General features: G+C 64.9%; 19 protein-coding genes and 1 pseudogene. 7 read left to right on the top strand and 13 right to left on the bottom strand.

The annotated features are described in order from the left end of the window. The first annotated feature begins 336 nt into the window (after nt 1-336). Nucleotides 337-909, top strand: a complete 573-nt coding sequence (locus AC0L3J_RS03455) for a hypothetical protein (protein ID WP_473345933.1) — start codon at nt 337-339, stop codon at nt 907-909. 58 nt (nt 910-967) lie between these two features. Here the strand turns inward: AC0L3J_RS03455 and AC0L3J_RS03450 are convergent. Next, nucleotides 968-1609 (bottom strand): annotated as a pseudogene (locus AC0L3J_RS03450) (magnesium chelatase domain-containing protein); the annotation flags it as partial. A 228-nt stretch (nt 1610-1837) separates the two neighbouring features. Between AC0L3J_RS03450 and AC0L3J_RS03445 the strand changes: the two are divergent. Then, the gene (locus AC0L3J_RS03445) at nt 1838-2083 is read left to right on the top strand and encodes a PilZ domain-containing protein (RefSeq protein WP_007598461.1); all 246 of its coding nucleotides are present in this window, start codon (nt 1838-1840) and stop codon (nt 2081-2083) included. An 80-nt stretch (nt 2084-2163) separates the two neighbouring features. Continuing rightward, a complete protein-coding gene (locus AC0L3J_RS03440; protein ID WP_473345931.1) occupies nt 2164-2949 on the top strand; it encodes a tetratricopeptide repeat protein in 786 nt (261 codons plus the stop codon). A 23-nt stretch (nt 2950-2972) separates the two neighbouring features. Here the strand turns inward: AC0L3J_RS03440 and AC0L3J_RS03435 are convergent, their stop codons facing one another. From AC0L3J_RS03435 to rsmI, 7 genes are all read right to left on the bottom strand, one after another. Then, on the bottom strand, nt 2973-4262 hold the full coding sequence (locus tag AC0L3J_RS03435; protein WP_473345930.1) for a CpaE/TadZ family protein: 1290 nt from the start codon (nt 4260-4262) through the stop codon (nt 2973-2975). Beyond that, the gene (locus tag AC0L3J_RS03430; RefSeq protein WP_473345928.1) at nt 4259-4993 is read right to left on the bottom strand and encodes a CpaD family pilus assembly protein; all 735 of its coding nucleotides are present in this window, start codon (nt 4991-4993) and stop codon (nt 4259-4261) included. The genes AC0L3J_RS03435 and AC0L3J_RS03430 overlap by 4 nt, the downstream gene beginning before the upstream one ends. 58 nt (nt 4994-5051) lie before the next feature. Further along, nucleotides 5052-6569: a type II and III secretion system protein family protein gene (locus AC0L3J_RS03425; RefSeq protein ID WP_456769770.1), complete on the bottom strand. Its 1518-nt coding sequence runs from the start codon at nt 6567-6569 to the stop codon at nt 5052-5054. A gap of 10 nt (nt 6570-6579) precedes the next feature. Further along, a complete protein-coding gene (gene cpaB, locus AC0L3J_RS03420; protein ID WP_473345927.1) occupies nt 6580-7383 on the bottom strand; it encodes a Flp pilus assembly protein CpaB in 804 nt (267 codons plus the stop codon). A 373-nt stretch (nt 7384-7756) separates the two neighbouring features. Beyond that, complete coding sequence (gene gshB, locus AC0L3J_RS03415; protein ID WP_473345925.1) at nt 7757-8701, bottom strand: glutathione synthase; 945 nt, start codon at nt 8699-8701, stop codon at nt 7757-7759. 10 nt (nt 8702-8711) lie between these two features. Further along, nucleotides 8712-9113: a YraN family protein gene (locus AC0L3J_RS03410; RefSeq protein ID WP_473345923.1), complete on the bottom strand. Its 402-nt coding sequence runs from the start codon at nt 9111-9113 to the stop codon at nt 8712-8714. Next, on the bottom strand, nt 9100-10050 hold the full coding sequence (gene rsmI, locus AC0L3J_RS03405; RefSeq protein WP_473345922.1) for a 16S rRNA (cytidine(1402)-2'-O)-methyltransferase: 951 nt from the start codon (nt 10048-10050) through the stop codon (nt 9100-9102). Before rsmI ends, AC0L3J_RS03410 begins: the two co-directional genes overlap by 14 nt. A gap of 345 nt (nt 10051-10395) precedes the next feature. Between rsmI and AC0L3J_RS03400 the strand changes: the two genes are divergently transcribed. Continuing rightward, nucleotides 10396-11649: a penicillin-binding protein activator gene (locus AC0L3J_RS03400; RefSeq protein ID WP_473345921.1), complete on the top strand. Its 1254-nt coding sequence runs from the start codon at nt 10396-10398 to the stop codon at nt 11647-11649. A gap of 124 nt (nt 11650-11773) precedes the next feature. Here AC0L3J_RS03400 and hemW read toward each other — a convergent pair whose 3' ends face one another. Genes hemW through rph form a run of 3 tightly spaced genes read right to left on the bottom strand, consistent with a single transcriptional unit; the run spans nt 11774 to nt 14335 of the window. Beyond that, entirely contained in the window at nt 11774-12958 is a 1185-nt protein-coding gene (gene hemW / locus AC0L3J_RS03395) for a radical SAM family heme chaperone HemW (RefSeq protein WP_473346071.1), read from the bottom strand. A 16-nt stretch (nt 12959-12974) separates the two neighbouring features. Beyond that, nucleotides 12975-13610 (bottom strand): RdgB/HAM1 family non-canonical purine NTP pyrophosphatase, encoded by a 636-nt coding sequence (rdgB, locus tag AC0L3J_RS03390; protein ID WP_473345919.1) that lies wholly within the window; start codon nt 13608-13610, stop codon nt 12975-12977. Between the two features lie 11 nt (nt 13611-13621). Beyond that, a complete protein-coding gene (gene rph / locus AC0L3J_RS03385; RefSeq protein ID WP_027514789.1) occupies nt 13622-14335 on the bottom strand; it encodes a ribonuclease PH in 714 nt (237 codons plus the stop codon). Between the two features lie 180 nt (nt 14336-14515). Between rph and hrcA the strand changes: the two genes are divergently transcribed. Both hrcA and grpE read left to right on the top strand, forming a co-directional pair. Next, nucleotides 14516-15604: a heat-inducible transcriptional repressor HrcA gene (hrcA, locus tag AC0L3J_RS03380; protein WP_007598483.1), complete on the top strand. Its 1089-nt coding sequence runs from the start codon at nt 14516-14518 to the stop codon at nt 15602-15604. Nucleotides 15605-15699: 95 nt separating this feature from the next. Then, nucleotides 15700-16314: a nucleotide exchange factor GrpE gene (gene grpE, locus AC0L3J_RS03375; protein WP_456766946.1), complete on the top strand. Its 615-nt coding sequence runs from the start codon at nt 15700-15702 to the stop codon at nt 16312-16314. Nucleotides 16315-16454: 140 nt separating this feature from the next. Here the strand turns inward: grpE and pncA are convergent, their stop codons facing one another. Continuing rightward, nucleotides 16455-17177 carry a bifunctional nicotinamidase/pyrazinamidase gene (gene pncA, locus AC0L3J_RS03370; protein WP_027514788.1) on the bottom strand — a complete coding sequence of 241 codons (723 nt, stop codon included), beginning with the start codon at nt 17175-17177 and terminating at the stop codon, nt 16455-16457. Nucleotides 17178-17303: 126 nt separating this feature from the next. Next, nucleotides 17304-18245, bottom strand: a complete 942-nt coding sequence (locus AC0L3J_RS03365; RefSeq protein WP_473345918.1) for a hypothetical protein — start codon at nt 18243-18245, stop codon at nt 17304-17306. A gap of 396 nt (nt 18246-18641) precedes the next feature. Between AC0L3J_RS03365 and dnaK the strand changes: the two genes are divergently transcribed. Next, the gene (gene dnaK / locus AC0L3J_RS03360) at nt 18642-20543 is read left to right on the top strand and encodes a molecular chaperone DnaK (protein WP_027566215.1); all 1902 of its coding nucleotides are present in this window, start codon (nt 18642-18644) and stop codon (nt 20541-20543) included. Nucleotides 20544-20655 lie beyond the last annotated feature (112 nt).

Below are 20655 nucleotides of genomic sequence, written 5' to 3'. Positions count from 1 at the left end.
AGTTTTCAGGCTGGTGACGGGTCTCGTACAGCACTCGAGGCTTGCGCCGCAGCTGCGCACGGATGGTCCTAATGATTCGGACCGCGGCCGACCTATTTGTGGTCAGACGATGAAGCTCCCTCATGCGATTCACGAGGTTTAGTCTAGTCGGTGCACTCGATCCGCCGCCGCAGATTGTGGTCAATCGAATATTGTTCGACATGTAGCTCTCTTTCCTTGCTCAGAATGGACAAGTGGAGTGTCATGTCGCGGCCTTGAAGGATCGAGTGGTACTCGTAAAAAAATGGCAAAATCCAGCTACATCAGTGGCTTATTGGCCGAAAGTTGAGGGGTCGAATGGCGAATAAGCCCTACAAAGAGCGCATAGATAGCAGGTTGAAGGATTGGATCGGCTGCGAGGTCAAAGGTGAAGAGCTTATGGCTGAACCATTTCATGACCTGGATGGGCCCATAGCTGAACTGTTCGACCAGTCTGATCTCGACCCCCGATATCAAATCAGTTGGTATTTGCTCCTGGGGATGTTTGCGGAAATTCACTACGAAAAAGCGCCTCGTGCGAAAACTTGGAATAGTTTCGCATATCAAGATCTGCTGAAAGCAGCATACGAGCAAAAACTGCTCAGCTCGGCAGATGATCTCGCGGGCATATGCATGAAGCTAATCGCCAAATCGCACCCTATCGTCGAGTTGGTAAATGCTGTTGAACCTGAAAAAGTCAAAAATGCTCTTCTAAGACATCTGTATTCCGCGATGAACTGGGCTCACTCCAGGTTGCAGGAAGAGCCCACTTTGCTCAAGGACCCGGAGGGCGAGGCCGAAATACGCAAATGGCTGTTAGCTCTTCGAGCTCCAGGTCTGCTCCCGACTAAGATGAGCAAATCGCCGCGGCGCATAAAGGACAGCCAATAGAACGACATCACTTGAAGATCAGACGGCCTAATGATCCAAAATCAAAAGGACATCACTTAAGCAGGTGATGACCGCCGGCGGCCGCGATCTCCAGCGCCCGCTTGGCACTCTCCTGGCCCTTGATGTCGCGCAGGTCGAGCGGCGAGCTTGCTGCTTCATGCACCTTCGGCACGGGCCGCGACAGCACCTGCGTTCCCTTGAAGTGGTTGGCGATCTGGATCAGCGAACTTGCGGCGATGATCTGGATGTCGGGGCTCGCCCACGCCGCTTCCGAGCCGCAAGCTGCCGGACAGATCAGCCCCTCCTCGCGCACATTGGCGCCGATCGCGGCGGGAAGAACACCGGCCACCGGCGCGATCGATCCGTCGAGGCCAAGCTCGCCCAGAACGGTGAAGCCGGTCAGCGCATCCGGCGGGATCGCGCCGATCGCCCCCATCAGCCCAAGCGCGATCGGCAGGTCATAATGGCTGCCCTCCTTGGGCAGATCGGCGGGCGCGAGATTGACGGTGATCCGCCGGGCCGGCAGCGCCAGCCCCGAGGCGATCAGCGCCGAGCGGACCCGCTCACGTGCCTCCGACACCGCCTTGTCCGGGAGACCGACGATCGCGAACGCCGGCAGACCCGGCGCGACCTGCACCTGCACGTCGACCGCGCGGGCCTCGATCCCCTCAAAGGCGACGGTAGAAACCCGCTGAACCATGCCCGAACCAGCCTGCCCTTTTGCACAATTAGGGGTAGCAGAGCGGGCCGGTTCTTGCAAGAACAATACGGGAACGCGTAGGGGTGGGCTGGAAGGTCCTAACCGATCGTAAACACGACGAAGACACTACGCCTCGAATGCAAGCTGCTCTGCTCAGCACATCCCAACGAATGTCCGCTACTCCTAGGGGTGCGGGATGGGCCGTGGTCTAACGGGTGAACAATTCAGATGCTTGCAAATCGCCGGAGAAGCGAACGACGGATGTGCACGCGGCTCGCCAAGATTCATTTTGGCGCGGGTTCGCTGCCGCGGGACTGCACGATCACGGATATTTCGGATGGCGGCGTGAAAGTGGTGGCGGAGTTCCTGGAAGTGCCGCCGCAATTCACCATCATCTTCGCGCCCGACTATTCCCGCCAGTGCCGCCTGCGCTGGCGCATCGGCTGCGAGTTCGGCGCTGAATTCACCGACTGAGCTATCGGAAGCACCCCGCCTTAACGGGACTTTAGCGTTAATCGGTAAGCATCTCTGATCAGTCGCCGAGTGATCAGAGTATGTCCAAGCGTTTGTCCGTCGCCTCTCCTCCGGCGAGATATCTGTTTTCCGCGCTTCTGATCCTGGCCCTCGGCGGCTGTCAGACCACCGGCATTGAGGACATCACCGGCGCGCTCGGCGGAAAGTCGGAAACGGCTGGCAGGGCCGAGGCCAAGCCGGACGTGAGGCCGGACATGGACGCGCTGCGCGAGCGCTATCGCGCCAAGCCTGGCGATCCCAACGTCGCGCTCGAATACGGCAAGGCGTTGCGCCAGACCGGCCAGCGCGCGCAGGCGCTCGCGGTGCTGGAGCAGGCCGTGCTCGCCCATTCCAGCAACAAGGCGCTGCTCGCCGGCTACGGCCGTGCGCTCGCCGACAGCGGAAGTTTCCAGCAGGCGTTCGACGTCCTCGGCCGCGCGCATTCGCCCGAGGATCCCGACTGGCATATCCTCTCGGCGCAGGGCGCCGCGCTCGATCAGCTCGGCCGCAACGAGGAAGCGCAGCAATATTACGCCGCCGCGCTCAAGATCGTGCCGGACGAGCCGTCGGTGCTGTCCAATCTCGGACTGTCCTACATGCTGCAGAACAATCTGCCGCGGGCAGAGGAAACGATGCGCCGGGCGCACGCGCGCAATCCCGCCGATCTCCGCGTGCGCGCCAATCTCGCGCTCGTGCTGGGACTGGAAGGAAAGCAGGCCGAGGCCGAAACCATCGTCAAGGCGGACCTGCCGCCGGATCAGGCGGCGGCAAAGGTCACGGCGCTGCGGCAGTTGCTGGTGAAGAAGCAGCAGCGGGCGGAGAAGTAACCGCGCGCGTCAGGATGCCTTGGTTACGACGCCTTGCGATGCGGAGCTGATCCGCGCCCCGACCTGCCCTTCAGCTTCTTCAGCAGCGGTCCGAACAGCGAGCGCTTCGGCTTCTTCACCTCGCCGCGCCCGGCAAGGCGGTTCGCCATGTTCTGGAACAGCTCGGTCGTGCGGTGGCCCTTGGAGACCTCCGCGATCATCTGGCCGTTGTTGGCCGCGGTCGAGAACAGCTTCGAGTCGAACGGGATCACCGCGATCGGCTGGCTCTCCATGGTCTTGGCGAAGGCCTTGACCTCGATCTCCGCACGCTTGGGCATGCCAACCTGGTTGATGCAGTAGAGCGGTGGCCGGTCGTTCGGCCGCGCCGCCTTCAACACGTTCAGCATGTTCTTGGTGTTGCGCAGGTTCGCAAGATCGGGCTCGGCCACGATCACGATGTCGTCCGCGTTGACCAGCGCGCGCCGCGTCCAGCCCGACCATTGATGGGGAACGTCGAGCACGATGCAGGGCGTGGTCATCCGCAGCGTGTCGAACACCGCATCGAAGGCCTCCGCGCCGAAATCGTAGACGCGGTCAAGGGTGGCAGGCGCGGCAAGCAGGCTGAGACGCTCGGTGCATTTGGAGAGCAGACGCTCCATCAGGGCCGTGTCCGGCCGATCCTGCGACAGCACCGCATTGGCGATGCCCTGCACCGGGTCCTGATTGTAATCGAGACCGGCGGTGCCGAAGGCGAGGTCGAGATCGATCACGACGGAATCGAGTGCGAGGTCGCGGGCGATGGTCCAGGCCACATTGTGCGCGACGGTGGAGGCACCGACACCGCCCTTGGCGCCGACCACCGCGATGACGCGGCCGGTGATGATGGTTTCGGATGCCGAGAACAGGCTGCAGATCGAGCGGACGACGTCGAGTGTCTCGACCGGTCCCACCACATAGTCGTTGACGCCGCGGCGGACCAGCTCGCGATAGGGCGCGGTGTCGTTGGGATTGCCGATCACGACCACGCGGGTGCCGGGGTCGCAGACGCCGGCGAGGTCGTCGAGGCCCTCGAGAATGTCGCGCGTGCCGTCGGATTCGATCACAATGACGTTCGGCGTCGGCATCGTTTCATAGACTTCGATTGCCGCAGCTAAGCCACCATCCTTTGCGGTGAGGTGCGCCTTGGCGAGACGGCGATCCTGCCCGGCCGCGGTCACCGCGGCGAGCGTCTGCTCGGTCTCGCAAAAGGCCTGCACGGAGATGCGAGGAACCGGCGCAATGTGTTCCTCGGGGTGCTGCGGATCGTCCGCTTCTTCGTCGTGGACGCGTGTCATCTGCCTGTGTCGCTGAGTTTGGCCTTGTCGGCGTCTGGATTGGTGGTCCCGATCGGCGTGCCCTTGCGATAGCGCTCGAAGGCCATGTCGCGCCGTGCGTTATAGGCCGGCGTCTCGGACCGCGGCTGCTCGAGGTCGGCCGGATTGTCGATCATGGCCGCGAGGTTGCGCTGGCTGGCGCAACCCAGATTGAAATAGGGCCGGTTCTCGTTGTAGCCGGGGTCGAGGATGGAGGGGCCGAGATCTTCCGGCCACAGCCCGCAGGGGCCCGCGACCGCGGCGATCCGGGAATAGCTCAGACGGATGGTGGGCAGCAGTCCGGGATCCTCGGGCCGATAGGGATGCTGGACGATGGCACGCGAGGGCACGCCGACGGATGCGAGCACGGAACGGATCTCGTGATAGGTCGCTGCCGCCGCGCGCGAATTCGCAGCGTTGACGGGGACGTCAACGACGACCGAGCCGGTACCTTCGCGCACCCAGTCCCGGGCAATGCCGGCGACGTCCGCGTGCTGCGCGGCCGAGAGGCCGCCGCGAGCGTTGCCGACGAAGATCACGATCGACTTCTTGGCTTCCTCGACCGCGATCGGGTGACGCTGGCGATAGTCGGTCGGCACCGTCTGGGTGACGATCTCGCCGGTGGTGTTGCAGGCGCCCAGCATGACGGAGAGCCCCGTCAGTGCCAGGGCGACGCTCAACTTGCGACGTCGATCGGCCATGGTCTTCGTCATCGCTTCATCCCCTCGTGCCCCGTCTCTTTGCCCCGTTCCCCAGGCCGTCCGTTCGTCATCAGTCGATGATGAAGCCGAAATCGCCGGGCGTGCCCGCGATCGGATCGACGCGGCGCGCGATGCCATAGAGGCGGTTCATGCGGCCGAGCAGCGCCGTCTGGGCGTCAGAGGCCGGCGCAAAGCCGTCGTCGGGCCGGGACAGTTCCTTCTGAGCCACCGCGCGCACCACATAGGGCGTCACGATCACCATCAGCTCGGTCTCGTTGTTGACGAAGTCCTGGCTGCGGAACAGCGCGCCGATGATCGGCACCTGGTCGACGCCGGGCAGGCCGTTGATCGCCTGTTTGGTCTGCTGCTGGATCAGGCCGGCCATCGCCATCGAACCGCCCGAGGGAATTTCCAGTGTCGTTTCGGCGCGGCGGGTCTGGATCGAGGGAATGGTGATCGAGTTGGTCGAGCTCGACGACAGCGCCTGGGTCACCGTGATGGCGCTCTGGTTCGACAACTCGGACACCTCGGTCATCACCCGCAGGCTGATCCGGCCCTCGCTCAGTACGACCGGGGTAAAGTTCAGGGAGATGCCGAACTTCTTGTAGGTGATCTGGGTGGTGCAAACGTGGGTGACGGGATCGCAGGCATAGCCCGACGGAATGGGGAATTCGCCGCCGGCGATGAAGGTGGCGGATTCGCCGGAGATCGCGGTCAGGCTCGGCTCGGCGAGCGTGCGCATGACGCCCGCGCTTTCCATCGCGCGCATCGTGGCGCTGACGGTCGCGAAGCCCTTGGTGAGGCCGGCGACACCTAATCCGTTGTTGCTGACGATCGGTCCGCCGCTGACCGAGAACGGGTTGGAATTGTTGAAGTTCACCACCGCGGTGCCGGCGTTCAGGCTGGCACTGAGATCGACGCCCAACTGCTTGACGATATCGCGGCGCACTTCGCCGACGACGACCTTGAGCATCACCTGGTCGCGGCCGCGCACGACGATGTTGTTGACCACCTTCTCGGAGCCGCCGACCAGTTTGGCGGCGACGTCGCCGGCCTGCTGGGCCTCGACCGGGCTCGACACCGAGCCGGTGAGCATCACGCTGTCGCCGACGCCCTCGATCTGCACGCCCGGCAGCGACTGACGCAGCGCCGTGCGCATGCCGTTGAGATCGCGCTTCACCGCGATGTCGTAGGCGGCCACCTGCTGGCCGTCGGCGGCGAAGAACACGACGTTGGTCTGGCCGACCTGTCCGCCGATGATATAGGCGCGTTGGGCCGAGCGGATCACCGCATTGGCAATCTTGGGATCGGCGACCAGCACGTCCTTGACGTCGCGCGGCAGGTCGATCACGGCGGACTTGCCGACGCCGAGCGACAGGAAGCGCGTCTTCGCCGGTGCGATCGTCCCGACTGGCGACACATCGAGATCCGCTGCCTGCATGGGCGCCTGGTCGCCGACCGGCGCATCCGCGGCGCTGACGACATCGGGGGCTGCGAGCAGCCCCAGGATCAGCATCGTCCCCGTCCAGACCGAGCGCGCGCGATTCCCCCGAATGCGCATGCCCGTCCGATCATCCCCAAAGTTCATCATATCCCCATCACTTCTGTGACGTCAGTTGCCGCGCCTGTACGCCGTAGCGGATCACGTTGACCCCGCCGGTCCGCTTGCTCGCCTGGTCCTCGGGCGTGCTGTCGAGCGAGTTGGCATCGACGATGCTGCGCAGCGCGAGTGTCAGCGTGCCGCCCTGGCGCGCTGCCGAGAGCGTGGCGACCTGCTCGGGCTTGAGCTCGAGCGTGACGGTCCTGCCGACGACGGCGTTCTGGCCGTCCTTTTCCTTCGGCGCCTGGTCGATCGCGAGCACGCGGATATTGGTCAGGATCGCCTCGGACAGGATGAGGTCGTTACCGGCGGCCCCGTCAGGATTCTTCAGGCGACGGGTCAGCACGATGTCGACGCGGTCATTCGGCAGGATGAAGCCGCCGGCGGCAGTCTCGGCTGAAATCTCGGTGGAGACGGCGCGCATGCCCGACGGCAGGATCGCGGCCATGAAGCCGGAGCCGTCGGCCTTGACCAGCTTCTGCTCGCGGATCGGCTCGCCCTGCATCAGCGGCACGCGTGCGATCGAGCCTGCGATCTGGATCTGCGCCTCGGGCCTGTTGTCGCGGCGGATGAAGGCGCTGCTCGCGGTCGCCGCCGGCCAGACCTGCCATTGCAGGTCCTCGGGCTTCACGGCTTGACCGAGCTGGATATCGTTCTTGGCGACCAGGACCTCGACCGTCGGCAGCTTTTCGGCGACGGGGAGAGCGGGCGCGGGCTTGTTGTCATAGCCGCTCGCCAGATACGCAGCGACGCCGCCGGCGCCCAGCGCGATGACGAGAACGACAATGCGTGCGGTGTTCATACGCTTCTACTCTTACGCGGGGCACTCGAACCGCACCTGGCGGGTTCCCCAACGTCGATGAGTAGGCAGTAAAAGTATAAGCGGTGTTGCGAGGCCGAATGCGATCGACGGCCGCGCTGTGGTCTTTCGGCAGATGGTGAACGTCGCGTTAGCCGGTCGGCCACTGGCCCCGTAGTTTCACGCAGTCGCGGCCCGTGCGTTCGAATGACGCGCGCCGCGTGATGGTGAATGCGTGGTTAGTGATGTGTGGGGTGATGCCGCGAATGCATCACGTAGCCCGGATGGAGCGCAGCGCAATCCGGGGCCGTTGAATGTGGCGTGGGATCCCGGATTTCGCTGCGCTCCATCCGGGCTACGAGCTACGGGCCGATGCCTACTTCGCCCGCTTCTGCTCGATCACGTCCCAGAGCTTTGCGGCAACGTCCGGTCCGCCGAGTCGCGCGATGGCGCGGATGCCGGTCGGCGAGGTCACGTTGATCTCGGTGAGGTTGCCGTTGATGACGTCGATGCCGACGAACAACAGCCCGCGCTCGCGCAGCGCCGGGCCGACGGTGGCGCAGATCTCGCGCTCGCGCGGCGTGAGCTCGGTCTCCTGCGCTGCGCCGCCGCGCACCATGTTGGAGCGGAGGTCGTCGGCGGCCGGCACGCGATTCACCGCGCCGGCGAACTCGCCGTTGATCAGGATGATGCGCTTGTCGCCGTGCTTTACCTCGGGGATGAACTGCTGGATCACCCAGGCTTCCTTGAATGTCACCGAGAACATGTCGAACAGCGAGCCGAAATTCATGTCCTGCGGCATCACGCGGAACACCGCCGCGCCGCCATGGCCGTGCAAGGGCTTCATGACGACGGCGCCATGCTTGTCGCGAAACGCGTTGATCTCGTCGAGATCGCGCGAGATCAGCGTCGGCGGCATCAGCTGCGGGAAGTTCATCACGAACAGCTTTTCCGGCGCGTTGCGCACCGAGGCTGGATCGTTGACGACGAGTGTCTTCGGATGGATGCGTTCGAGCAGGTGCGTCGAGGTGATGTAGGCGAGGTCGAACGGCGGATCCTGGCGCAGCAGCACCACGTCAAAACCGTTGAGCGCCTCGCGCCTGGGCTCGCCCAGGGTGAAATGGTTGCCAGGCTCGTCGCGCACGGTGAGCAGCTGAACCGGAGCGACGATCTCCTCGCCGACCATCGAGAGCTTGTCGGGGGTGTAATAGGACAGGCCGTGGCCGCGCTTTTGCGCCTCCAGGAGCAGCGCAAAGGTGGAATCGCCATTGATGTTGATGCGGGCGATGGGGTCCATCTGGACGGCGACGTTCAGTTTCATGGTCTGCCTTTCAGGTCGAGGCGTCGAATGCCGCCAACACATGGCGTGGAAGTGACCGCGGCGCAATCAGCATGGCATCGAATCGCATTTCGAATTCCGCATGCTCGGGATGCGCGACGAGCCAGCCTTGCGCGGCGTCGATGATGCGCTGCTGCTGGCGCGGCGTCACGGCGAAGGCGGCATCATCTAGCGTTGCGCGCGCCTTGACCTCGACGAAGGCGATCAAATTGCGGCGGCGCGCCACGATGTCGATCTCGCCATGCGGCGTGCGGAAGCGCTTGGCGAGGATGCGGTAGCCCTTGGCCATGAGATAGGCCGCGGCGCGGCTTTCCGCGGAGATGCCGGTGCGGAACGCGGCGACGCGCTCGGGCGAGGCGATTTTCGGTTCCGAAGGGGCCTCAGTCTTCGCCATCGCCGCCCCGCAGATCTTTGGCAAGCTCAAGCGCGCGGGCATAGACCTCGCGGCGCGGCCGGCCCGAGAGCGCGACCGCATGCGCCACCGCATCCTTGACGCTGTTCGCGGCGAGCTGCTCGCGCAGGAGCTCGTCGAGCGCGTCCGATGTCAGCATCTCGGCATCCGCCGCAGGCGGAGCGATCACCAGCACGAATTCGCCGCGCGTCTCCAGCGTGTCGGCACCAAGCGCCAACTCACGCAGCGTCGCGCGCGAAATCTGCTCGTGCAGTTTCGTCAGCTCGCGGCAGATTGCGGCTTCGCGGGTCCCCATGATCTCGGCGAGCTCGGCAAGCGTGTCCTGCACGCGGTTGCCGGAATCGAACATCACCAGCGTCGCATCGATGCGCGCAAGCTCAGTCAGGCGCGATCGTCGTGCCGCCGATTTCGCGGGCAGAAAGCCTTCGAAGAAGAAGCGATCGGTCGGCAGCGCTGCGACCGACAGCGCCGCTAGCACCGAGGACGGGCCGGGCAGCGCGTAGACGGCGTGGCCGGCGGCGCAGACCTCGCGTACCAGCTTGTAGCCGGGGTCCGAGATCAGCGGCGTGCCCGCGTCCGACACCAGCGCGATCGAGCCGCCCTGCGAAAGCCGCTCCAGGATTTTTGGACGGGCCGCTTCCGCGTTGTGCTCGTGATACTGCTTGAGCTGCGCGGAGATGTCGTAGCGCTCGGTCAAACGCCGCGTGATCCGGGTGTCCTCGCAGGCGATGACATCGACCCCGGCGAGGGTCTGCAGCGCCCGCAGCGTGATGTCGCCGAGATTGCCGATGGGGGTCGCGACCAAATGCAGGCCCGGCGCGGCCTTTGGCGCCGCAAGCCGATGGGCGTCGATGGCGAAACCGCGCGAGGCGGGCTCCGTGATCTCGGGTGTATTTATCGGGGACGGCTTTGCGCGCATAATCAGACGAACTTAGGCATGATCCCCGGGACTGGGAACCGGTCCCCGGAAAAAGATCGTGCCTGGGCGAGGCAAGGGGCGAGGAAGGACTGGAATGTGATCCATTCGGCATCACATTCCCCAGGGAATGAAGCGTCAGCGCCATATTCGCGGCGGAAACGCCGCCTTGATGCTGGGTGATGGACGGCGGACAGCTAGCCAGAACTTGAGAGGAAGCCGCGTTAAGCGGGCATTATCCTTTTGTTTGAGTTAACTATTTGCCGACAATATGCCTGAATCCATGGCCGGTGTCGTGGAAAGAATGTCGTGACCGGCTGGCGACGGTCGGTCAGAAGAGAAACTGTCATGACGGGCCCACGTGATCCCAGATCCTCCTTTCCGGAGGAATCTCCCGTTCAGGGCCCCCTGATGTCAGGGGCGACCCGGCGAAGCGCGCTCGGCCTGTTGCTCGGCACGCCGCTGCTGTCGGCCTGCGCCGGCGTGCAGCAGAGCCTCAGCCAGTTCTCCAATCCGTTCAGCAGCTCCTCTCCGCCTCCGGCCCAGCCGGCCGGCCCGCCGCAGCAGGCAACGACCGCCGGCACCGGCGGGGTGAAGGTTGCCGTGATCCTGCCGCTCTCGGCATCCGGCAATGCCGGCCTCGCCGCGCAGTCGATGCGCAATGCCGCCGAGATGGCGCTGGCCGAGTTCCAGAATCCCAACATCCAGCTCCTGATCAAGGACGACAATGGCAACCCGCAGGGCGCGCAGGCGAGTGCGCAGCAGGCGGTCGACGAGGGCGCCGAGATCATCCTGGGGCCGCTGTTCGCACAATCCGTGCCTGCGGTGGCGCAAATCGCGCGCACGCGCGGCATCCCGGTGATGGCGTTCTCGACCGATTCCAGCATCGCCGGCCGCGGTGTCTATCTGCTGAGCTTCCTGCCGGAGTCCGACGTCAACCGCATCGTCGAATATTCCGGCAGCATCGGAAAGCGCTCCGTCGCCGTGCTGGTGCCCGACAATGCTTATGGCAACGTGGTCGAGGCCGCGGTGAAGGCGGCGGTGCCGCGCCGCGGCGGGCGCATCGTCGCGTTCGAGAAATACGGCGCCGACCGCGCCACGCCGGCCCGGACCGTGGCGCAGCAGCTCGGCAGCGCCGATGCGCTGTTCATCGCCGATGATGGCGACGCCGTCGTCTCGGTCGCCGATGCGATGAGCGCGGCGGGTGCGAATTTGCGCAATATCCAGCTGCTCGGCACCGGCCTGTGGGACAGTCCGCGCGTCTATGCCAGCCCAAGCTTGCAAGGTGGCCTCTACGCCGCGCCCGATCCGGCCGGCTTCCGCGCCTTCTCCGGCCGCTATCGCACCAAATACGGCGCCGAGCCCGTGCGCACCGCAACGCTCGCCTATGACGCCGTCGCCCTCGTTGCTGCGCTGGCGCGCACGCAAGGCACCACCCGCTTCTCGTCCGACGTGCTCACCAATCCTTCCGGATTCGCTGGCATCGACGGCCTGTTCCGCTTCCGCGCCGACGGCACCAACGAGCGGGGCCTCGCGGTGATGAAGGTCACGACCGGCGGCGGCGTGGCCGTGGCGGGTTCGCCGAAGAGTTTTGGGGCGTAGCGCGGGACGACAGTGCCGTAGGGTGGGCAAAGGCGCGCGCTTTGCGCGCCGTGCCCACCGTCTTTCTGCACATGTGGTGAAAAATGGTGGGCACGCTTCGCTTTGCCCACCCTACGGCAGCTCGCTACGCCGCCAGATCCGCAACCACCGCATCGAGCACCGGAAAACCGCTGCTGGTCACGCGCAGCCGTCCCGTTGCATCCACTGTGATCGCGCCTTCTTCGCGCAGCAGCGTGATGCGCTTGGGATCGAGCGAGCGGCCTGACAGCGCGCGGTAGCGCTCGGGGTCGATGCCCTCGGCAAGGCGCAACCCCATCAGCAAAAATTCGTCGGCGCGCTCTTCGCTGTTGAGGAGATCGTCGGTGACGACGCCGTGGCCGTTGGTCTCGACCCGCATCAGCCAGGCTTCGGGACGCTTCTCGGTGGCGGTCGCGTGCCTGATACCGTCGATGTCGAGCCGGCCATGGGCACCGGGGCCGATGCCGGCATATTCCTCGCCACGCCAGTAGACCAGATTGTGCCGGCACTCGGCGCCGCGCCGCGCGTGATTGGAAATCTCGTAGGCGGGCAGGCCGAGCCTGTCGCAGGTCTCTTGGGTAACATCGTAGAGCGCGCGTGCGACCGCTTCATCCGGCGTCTTCAGCTTGCCGGCCTGATGCAGGCCGAAAAACGGCGTGCCTTCTTCGATCGTCAATTGATAGAGCGACAGATGTTCGGCTGCCTCGCCGATCGCGAGACGCAATTCATCGGCCCACATCGCCGGCGTCTGGTCGGGACGGGCGTAGATCAGGTCGAACGAATAACGATCGAACGAGCGGCGCGCGATGGCGACGGCATCGAGGGCCTCGCGCGCGCTGTGCATGCGACCGAGCGCTTTCAGAGAGGCATCGTCGAGCGCCTGCACGCCGAGCGAGACGCGATTGACGCCGGCGGCGCGATAACCGGCAAAGCGCGTGGCTTCGACACTGGTCGGGTTTGCCTCCAGCGTGACTTCGACGTCTTTCGCCACGGTCCAGTGCTTGCCGATGGCGTCGAGCACAGCGCCGACGGTCGCAGGCTGCATCAGTGAGGGCGTGCCGCCGCCGAGAAAGATCGAGGTGACTTCGCGGCCGGGCGCGCGCTCGGCGGTCGCAGCGATCTCGCGCGCGAAAGCCGACGCAAAGCGCGCCTCGTCGATCGCGGCGTGGCGGACATGGCTGTTGAAGTCGCAATAGGGGCACTTCGACAGGCAGAACGGCCAGTGCACGTAGACGCCGAAGGCTTCGGATTCTTGTTTTGACGCGTTTTCCTGGCGCGAACCGGTATCCACTTCGCTCGAAAACGCTCTAGCGCGGCTCAAGGCAGATCTCCGCCAGTTTCACGAAGGCGCGGGCACGGTGCGACAGGCCGAGACCGAGCGGCGGCAGGCCGTGCTTCTCGAGGCTCTCCATCTCGCCGAAGGTGCGGCTGTGGCCGTCGGGCAAAAACATCGGGTCGTAGCCGAAGCCGGCGGTGCCGCGCGGCGGCCACACCAGCGTGCCGTCGACGCGCGCTTCGACCTGTTCGAGATGATCGTCGGGCCATGCAACGCAGAGCGCGGAAACGAAATGCGCCTTGCGCTTGGCGGGCGTGGTCGCGCCGCGCTCCTGCAATAGCCGTTCGATCTGCGCCATCGCCGCGGCAAAATCCTTGTTCGGGCCAGCCCAGCGCGCCGAGTAGATGCCGGGCGCGCCGTCGAGCGCGTCGACCACGATGCCGGAATCATCGGCGAAGGATGGCAGCTTCGTCGCCTGCGCTGCCGCGATCGCCTTGATCGCGGCATTGCTGCGGAAATCGTTTCCGGTCTCTTCCGGCTCCGGAAGGCCTAATTCGCCGGCCGACACCGCCTCGATGCCGTAAGGCGCGAGCAGCTCCTTCATCTCGGCGAGCTTGCCGGGATTATGGGTCGCGATGACCAGCTTTCCGGTGATTCGGCGATGCATCGGGCTATTGACTACGCTACCGCCAGTTTCTGCAAGTCCACCAGACGCGCCACGCCCTTGCGCGCCAGCGCCATCAGCGCGAGGAACTCGGCTTCCGTGAACGGCTCGCGTTCCGCGGTGCCCTGGACTTCGATGATGCGGCCATCACCCGTCATGACGAAGTTGGCGTCGGTATCGGCCTCGGAGTCCTCGGCATAGTCGAGATCGAGCACGGGCGTGCCCTTGTAGATGCCGCAGGAGATCGCGGCGACGTTGTCGCGCAACACATTGGCTTTGACCATGTTGCGCGCCTTCATCCAGGTGATGCAATCGGCGAGGGCGACCCAGGCGCCGGTGATCGAGGCCGTGCGGGTGCCGCCGTCGGCCTGGAGCACGTCGCAATCGACCGTGATCTGGCGCTCGCCGAGCGCTTCGAGATTGATGATGGTGCGAAGCGAGCGGCCGATCAGGCGCTGAATTTCGACGGTGCGGCCGCTCTGCTTTCCTGCGGAGGCCTCGCGGCGGGTGCGTTCCGAGGTCGCGCGCGGCAGCATGCCGTATTCGGCGGTGACCCAGCCACGGCCCTGGCCCTTGAGCCACGGCGGCAGGCGGTCTTCCAGCGTGGCGGTGACCAACACGTGGGTGTCGCCGAATTTCACCAGGCACGAGCCTTCCGCATATTTGACCACGCCGCGCTCCAGCGTCACGGGGCGCAATTCGTCGGGCGCACGGCGGCTTGGCCGCATGGGAATCCTCCAAAACTCTCGGAAAAGGGCTGTTGGCGGTGCTTGTAGGGGGGGTAAGGGTGGGCGGCAAGGGGGAAGATCGAGGCCTTATTCACCCCCGATTTTCAATCCGCGAACGCCACGCTTGTCAGAAGCCCCAGGGATAGACAAATTAGCTGTATCTGAGAGGAGTTACGGTCTGTGGCCCATCACGATCCGATCCATCTGATCGCGCCGCGCGCGGGCCTTGCCCAGCTCAACGAGCGTTCCCGCGACATCTTTCGTCAAATCGTCGAAAGCTACCTCGCGACCGGGGAGCCGGTGGGCTCGCGCAATATTTCGCGCCTGATCGCCATGCCGCTGTCGCCCGCATCGGTCCGCAACGTCATGGCCGACCTGGAACAGCTCGGCCTGATCTACGCCCCTCACACCTCCGCCGGCCGGCTGCCGACGGAACTCGGCCTGCGCTTCTTCGTCGATGCCCTGATGCAGGTCGGCGACCTCAATGACAGTGAACGGCAGGCGATCCAGAGCCAGTTGACCTCCGTGGGCCACGCGCAATCGGTCGAGGCCGCGCTCGAGGAGGCATTGACGCGGCTTTCCGGCCTGACCCGTGCGGCCGCCGTCGTGCTGACGCCGAAATCCAATGCGCGGCTGAAACATATCGAATTCGTCCGCTTGGAACCGGAAAAGGCGTTGGTGATCCTGGTCGGCGAGGACGGGCAGGTCGAAAACCGCGTCTTGACGCTGCCGCCGGGAGTTCCATCCTCGGCGTTGACCGAAGCCGGCAACTTCCTCAATGCCCGTATCCGGGGTCGGACCCTGGCCGAGGCGCGGCTGGAGCTCGAGACCGCGCTCGGCGAGGCGCGCACCGAGCTCGATCAGCTGACGCACAAGGTGATCTCGGCCGGCATCGCCAGCTGGTCCGGCGGCGAGAACGAGGATCGCCAGCTCATCGTCCGCGGCCACGCCAATCTGCTCGAGGATTTGCATGCGCTGGAGGATCTCGAGCGCGTTCGCCTGCTGTTCGACGATCTCGAGACCAAGCGCGGCGTGATCGACCTGCTCGGCCGGGCCGAAACCGCGGAAGGCGTGCGGATCTTCATCGGCAGTGAGAACAAGCTGTTCTCGCTGTCGGGCTCGTCCACCATCATCTCGCCCTATCGGGATGCCGCCGGCCATATCGTCGGCGTTTTGGGCGTGATCGGGCCGACGCGGCTGAATTATGCCCGCGTGATCCCGACCGTGGACTACGCTGCCCGCATCGTCAGCCGGCTCCTGGGGGGCTGACCGGCGTCTCCCGCGATCACGGGCGCTTGATTTTCGGCGCCCGAAGCACGATATGCGGGCCAGAAACCCCTGAGATGAATGCGAAAAGAGAGCCGATGACCGATCGAGACCGGCAACCCGAAGACACGAGTGCTGCGGCCGGCGAGCCCGTGGTGTCAAAACCCTACATCATGCCCGACGATCCCGAGCCCGGCTCGGTCGAGCTCCTGCAGAAGGAAGTCGCCGAGGCGCGCGACCGCATGCTGCGGACGCTGGCCGAGATGGAGAATTTGCGCAAGCGCACCGCCAAGGAGGTCGCTGACGCCAAGCTCTACGGCGTCACGGGCTTTGCCCGCGACGTGCTCGACATCGCCGACAACCTCCAGCGCGCCCTCGATGCCGTTCCGGCCGAGGCCCGTGCGGCGGCCGATGCAGGCCTCGCCTCGCTGATCGAGGGCGTCGAGCTGACCGAGCGCTCGCTGCTCAGCGCACTGGAAAAACACGGCGTGAAGAAGTTCGACCCCTTGGGCCAGAAGTTCGATCCGAACTTCCAGCAGGCGATGTTCGAGGTGCCCGATGCGTCGGTACCCGCGGGCACCGTCGTGCAGGTCATGCAGGCCGGCTACACCATCGGCGAGCGCGTGCTGCGTCCTGCCTTGGTCGGTGTCGCCAAAGGCGGCGCCAAGGCCGCGCCCGCTAACAGCAACGAGCCGAACGGCGCGGCGAACTGAAGATCCTCATGGTGAGGAGGCGCGTCAGCGCCGTCTCGAACCATGCAGGCCGAACTGCTGCAGCGGGGCCTTCATCCTTCGAGACGCGCGCGAAAATGCGCGCTCCTCAGGATGAGGGTCTTGCAGTTCGGTCGCGCCTCTTACGCGCTCGCCGCGATATCCGCAGACTGAATCCGCTTCACGCCGGCCTTGGCCATATCGGCCCAGGCTTTTGCGAGCGAACCCTGATTGTCGATGCCGCGGCAGGCGTCTTCCACCACATAGACCTCGAAGCCCGCCTTGCGCGCGTCGAGCGCGGTCCAGGCCACGCAGAAATCCGTCGCCAGCCCGACTACGAAGACGCGCTTGATCTTGCGCGCCTTCAGATAGCCGGCAAGGCCGGTCGAGGTCTTGCCGTCGGCTTCGAGGAAGGCCGAATAGCTGTCGACGTCCTTGTGAAACCCCTTGCGGATGATGAGCTCGGCGTGCGGGATCGCAAGGTCTTTCGACAGTGCGGCGCCGTCGGTGCCCTGCACGCAATGGTCGGGCCACAGCACCTGCTTGCCGTAGGGAAGATCGACGGTCTCGAACGGCTTCTTGCCAGCGTGGACCGACGCGAAGGAAACATGGCCTTGCGTGTGCCAGTCTTGCGTCATCACCACGTTCGAAAACGCTTTCGAGATCTTGTTGATGACGGGCACCACCTGCTCGCCTTCCTTCACGGCAAGGCTGCCGCCGGGCAGGAAGCAGTTCTGCACGTCGATCACGAGCAGCGCGGATGCATCGTCCGGCTTGATCGATGTGGCCGCCAGAATCGCGGTTGGCGCGAGCGCCACGAGCGCGCTCGTCCCGAGCGCCGCCAAGACTTGTCGCCGATCCAGCATCATTCGCCTCCCATCCAGGATGAACTCAACGGAAGGGGAGCCTAGTTCCGTTCGTATACGAACAGAAGCCCGAAAATGCAGCCGGCTTTGGTGAGTGGTTGGGCTGCTGACCGGATGAGTGTCGGGTTAGCCCTTCGGCTGGATGCCGTCGCGGACTGCGCGGAAGCGGGTGAAGGCGGCCGGCCATTGCTCGCGCGGGGCGCTGGCGATGATGCGCAGCGAGGCGCCGCCGCTGCTAAAGCGGATCCACTGCACCACAGTCACCGGCGTCTTGTCCTTGCCGCTGACGCCGTCGATCCGGGTCTCGAACCCCTGCTGGCCGCTGATGCGGATCGGCTCGGACATGGTGACGCGCGACTCGCGCACGCCGGGAATCTGGAGCGCCGCCTCCTGGGCGAAGCGGGCGCGGTCGTCGGCGGCTTGCGGGGTGGCGCCAATCACGCCGAGGATGATGAACGGCTTCGATTCATAGCCGGAGCTCTCGTCGCCGTCGGCCAGGATGATGCTCGAGCCCGGCGCCAGCGTGCGAACGTCCTTGAAGTCGGCGAGATCGGTGATCTTGAACGGCATCAGCGCGATCTGCTCTTCGGCCGAGACCTGCTTGCGGGTGACGACGCTCGCGAACATCTGCCGCACCGCTTCGTCGGTGTAGATCTTGCTCGCATTCTCCGGAATCTGCACCGCGACATAGCCGGAGAAGCCGGCCCCCGGCACGATCATCGAATAGCGTCGAACCGGGGTTTCGCCGGCCTTGCCGCTCTCGGTCGTGAAATAGGCAAGACCCGCGGGCGTCTCGATCTTGTCCTGCTTGACGCCGTTGGCTCCGGCCGGATTGGAGTTGAAGGCGCTCACGACCTCGCCATAGGCCGCCGGCGGCAGTTCTGTGATCAGCACCTTGACGTTGCCGTCCTCGCTCTCGAAGCCGGGAAAGGTCTTGGCCGTGTTGAGACCGACCAATGGCACCATGCCGAGGCGCAAGCCGGGTGGGAAAACGGCGTCGGCAGCCAGAGCCGGAAGCGCAGAGGCAACGAGGAGGGCGAGCGCAGCAAGGGGGCGGATCAGCTTCATGGGCACTCTGATTGGTTCACATTGAGGCCGTTCGATGGTGGCCAGCCGGCCCCTTTTGTCGCGCAACGCAGCCCGCTGACGAGCCCGGCCGGCTGCCCGCCTTTTAGCGGGTTTGGACTTGCCGCAACAGGGCGGGGCGGAATGCGGTAGCCGATGCCGGCTGATCGCGGCACCTGTTAATAATTCCTCACCTGCAAGGGCGGTGCAGCCCGGATATGTTCTTCCAAAACCCAATGTTTTCACGGCCGAAACTTGCGTTCGGTCCTTGCGGGCACCTCCCCCCCTCCTATATGACCCCCAACCATCGCAATATCGCGAATGTTTGATCTTAGGGGGTTTCGGTTCGGGTGCCTTCTGGGCCCAGCCAGCCTGCCGCAAAAACAAGGATACAGGACCATGGGAAAGGTCATCGGGATCGACCTCGGCACCACGAATTCGTGCGTCGCCGTAATGGATGGCAAGAACGCCAAAGTCATCGAGAATTCCGAAGGCATGCGCACGACGCCTTCGATCGTCGCCGTGACGGACGACGGTGAGCGCCTCGTCGGCCAGCCGGCCAAGCGCCAGGCCGTCACCAATCCCGAGCGCACGTTCTTCGCAGTGAAGCGCCTGATCGGCCGCCGCTACGACGACCCGATGGTCGAGAAGGACAAGAAGCTCGTTCCGTACAAGATCGTGAAGGCTTCCAACGGCGACGCCTGGGTCGAGGCCGACGGCCAGACCTACTCGCCCTCGCAGGTCTCGGCGTTCATCTTGCAGAAGATGAAGGAGACCGCGGAAGCCCATCTGGGCCAGAAGGTCGACCAGGCCGTCATCACCGTGCCCGCCTACTTCAACGACGCCCAGCGCCAGGCGACCAAGGACGCCGGCAAGATCGCGGGCCTTGAAGTGCTGCGCATCATCAACGAGCCGACCGCGGCCGCGCTCGCCTATGGCCTCGACAAGACTAAAACCGGCACGATCGCCGTGTACGATCTCGGCGGCGGCACGTTCGATATCTCGATTCTCGAAATCGGCGACGGCGTGTTCGAGGTGAAGTCGACCAACGGCGACACCTTCCTCGGCGGCGAAGACTTCGACATGCGCCTGGTCGGCTATCTGGCCGACGAATTCCAGAAGGAGCAGGGCATCAACCTGCGCAACGACAAGCTCGCGTTGCAGCGCCTGAAGGAAGCTGCTGAAAAGGCCAAGATCGAGCTGTCGTCGACGACGCAGACCGAGATCAACCTGCCCTTCATCACCGCGGACCAGACCGGCCCGAAGCATCTGACGATGAAGCTCACCCGCGCCAAGTTCGAGGCGCTGGTCGATGACCTCGTCCAGAAGACCGTCGAGCCCTGCCGCAAGGCGCTGAAGGATGCCGGCCTCACCGCCGCCGAGATCGGCGAAGTGGTGCTGGTCGGCGGCATGTCGCGCATGCCGAAGGTCCAGGAAGTCGTGAAGCAGCTGTTCGGCAAGGAGCCGCACAAGGGCGTCAACCCGGACGAAGTCGTGGCGATCGGCGCCGCGATCCAGGCCGGCGTGCTTCAGGGCGACGTCAAGGACGTGCTGCTGCTCGACGTGACCCCGCTGTCGCTGGGCATCGAGACGCTGGGCGGCGTGTTCACCCGCATCATCGACCGCAACACCACGATCCCGACCAAGAAGAGCCAGGTGTTCTCGACCGCCGAGGACAGCCAGAACGCGGTCACCATCCGCGTCTTCCAGGGCGAGCGTGAAATGGCGGCCGACAACAAGATGCTCGGTCAGTTCGACCTGATGGGCATTCCGCCGGCCCCGCGCGGCATGCCGCAGATCGAGGTGACCTTCGACATCGACGCCAACGGCATCGTCAACGTCTCGGCCAAGGATAAGGCCACGTCCAAGGAGCAGCAGATCCGCATCCAGGCCTCCGGCGGTTTGTCGGAAGCCGACATCGAGAAGATGGTCAAGGACGCCGAGGCCAATGCCGAGGCGGACAAGAAGCGCCGCGAGGCCGTGACTGCCAAGAACGACGCGGATGGTCTGGTGCATTCGACCGAGAAGGCACTGGCCGAGCACGGTTCGAAGGTCGCAGAGACCGAGCGCCGCGCGATCGAGGATGCGGTCAGCGACCTCAAGGAAGCGCTGAAGGGCGACGATGCCGAAGCCATCAAGGCCAAGACCCAAACGCTGGCCCAGGCGTCGATGAAGCTCGGCGAGGCCATGTACAAGCAGCAGGCCGAGGCCGACGCCAAGAAGGATGCGGCCAAGGACGACGTCGTCGACGCGGAGTTCACCGAAGTCGACGACGACAAGAACAACAAGAAGTCCGCCTGAACCCCGCGAGGGTGATGATGCGGACGGCTTGGACCCCACACGCGCCAACGGCCTCCTCCCTCGCGGGGGAGGCCATCGTGTCGGGCTCGACGGGGCAAGGCCTTGCTAAAAT

The sequence above is a fragment of the Bradyrhizobium sp. Kon37 genome (assembly GCF_055807535.1).
The sequence above is the reverse complement of the archived record's forward strand: the minus strand, read 5'-3'. Positions and strand labels throughout refer to the sequence as shown.

Coding starts and splice junctions, on each gene's coding strand:
- AC0L3J_RS03400 (WP_473345921.1), top strand. CDS start 10,396: ATGACGGGCCCACGTGATCCCAGATCCTCCTTTCCGGAGGAATCTCCC.
- grpE (WP_456766946.1), top strand. CDS start 15,700: ATGACCGATCGAGACCGGCAACCCGAAGACACGAGTGCTGCGGCCGGC.
- gshB (WP_473345925.1), bottom strand. CDS start 8,701: ATGAAACTGAACGTCGCCGTCCAGATGGACCCCATCGCCCGCATCAAC.
- AC0L3J_RS03455 (WP_473345933.1), top strand. CDS start 337: ATGGCGAATAAGCCCTACAAAGAGCGCATAGATAGCAGGTTGAAGGAT.
- pncA (WP_027514788.1), bottom strand. CDS start 17,177: ATGCTGGATCGGCGACAAGTCTTGGCGGCGCTCGGGACGAGCGCGCTC.
- AC0L3J_RS03445 (WP_007598461.1), top strand. CDS start 1,838: ATGCTTGCAAATCGCCGGAGAAGCGAACGACGGATGTGCACGCGGCTC.
- AC0L3J_RS03435 (WP_473345930.1), bottom strand. CDS start 4,262: ATGACACGCGTCCACGACGAAGAAGCGGACGATCCGCAGCACCCCGAG.
- rsmI (WP_473345922.1), bottom strand. CDS start 10,050: ATGCGCGCAAAGCCGTCCCCGATAAATACACCCGAGATCACGGAGCCC.
- rdgB (WP_473345919.1), bottom strand. CDS start 13,610: ATGCATCGCCGAATCACCGGAAAGCTGGTCATCGCGACCCATAATCCC.
- AC0L3J_RS03440 (WP_473345931.1), top strand. CDS start 2,164: ATGTCCAAGCGTTTGTCCGTCGCCTCTCCTCCGGCGAGATATCTGTTT.
- cpaB (WP_473345927.1), bottom strand. CDS start 7,383: ATGAACACCGCACGCATTGTCGTTCTCGTCATCGCGCTGGGCGCCGGC.
- dnaK (WP_027566215.1), top strand. CDS start 18,642: ATGGGAAAGGTCATCGGGATCGACCTCGGCACCACGAATTCGTGCGTC.
- AC0L3J_RS03365 (WP_473345918.1), bottom strand. CDS start 18,245: ATGAAGCTGATCCGCCCCCTTGCTGCGCTCGCCCTCCTCGTTGCCTCT.
- AC0L3J_RS03425 (WP_456769770.1), bottom strand. CDS start 6,569: ATGAACTTTGGGGATGATCGGACGGGCATGCGCATTCGGGGGAATCGC.
- AC0L3J_RS03410 (WP_473345923.1), bottom strand. CDS start 9,113: ATGGCGAAGACTGAGGCCCCTTCGGAACCGAAAATCGCCTCGCCCGAG.
- rph (WP_027514789.1), bottom strand. CDS start 14,335: ATGCGGCCAAGCCGCCGTGCGCCCGACGAATTGCGCCCCGTGACGCTG.
- AC0L3J_RS03430 (WP_473345928.1), bottom strand. CDS start 4,993: ATGACGAAGACCATGGCCGATCGACGTCGCAAGTTGAGCGTCGCCCTG.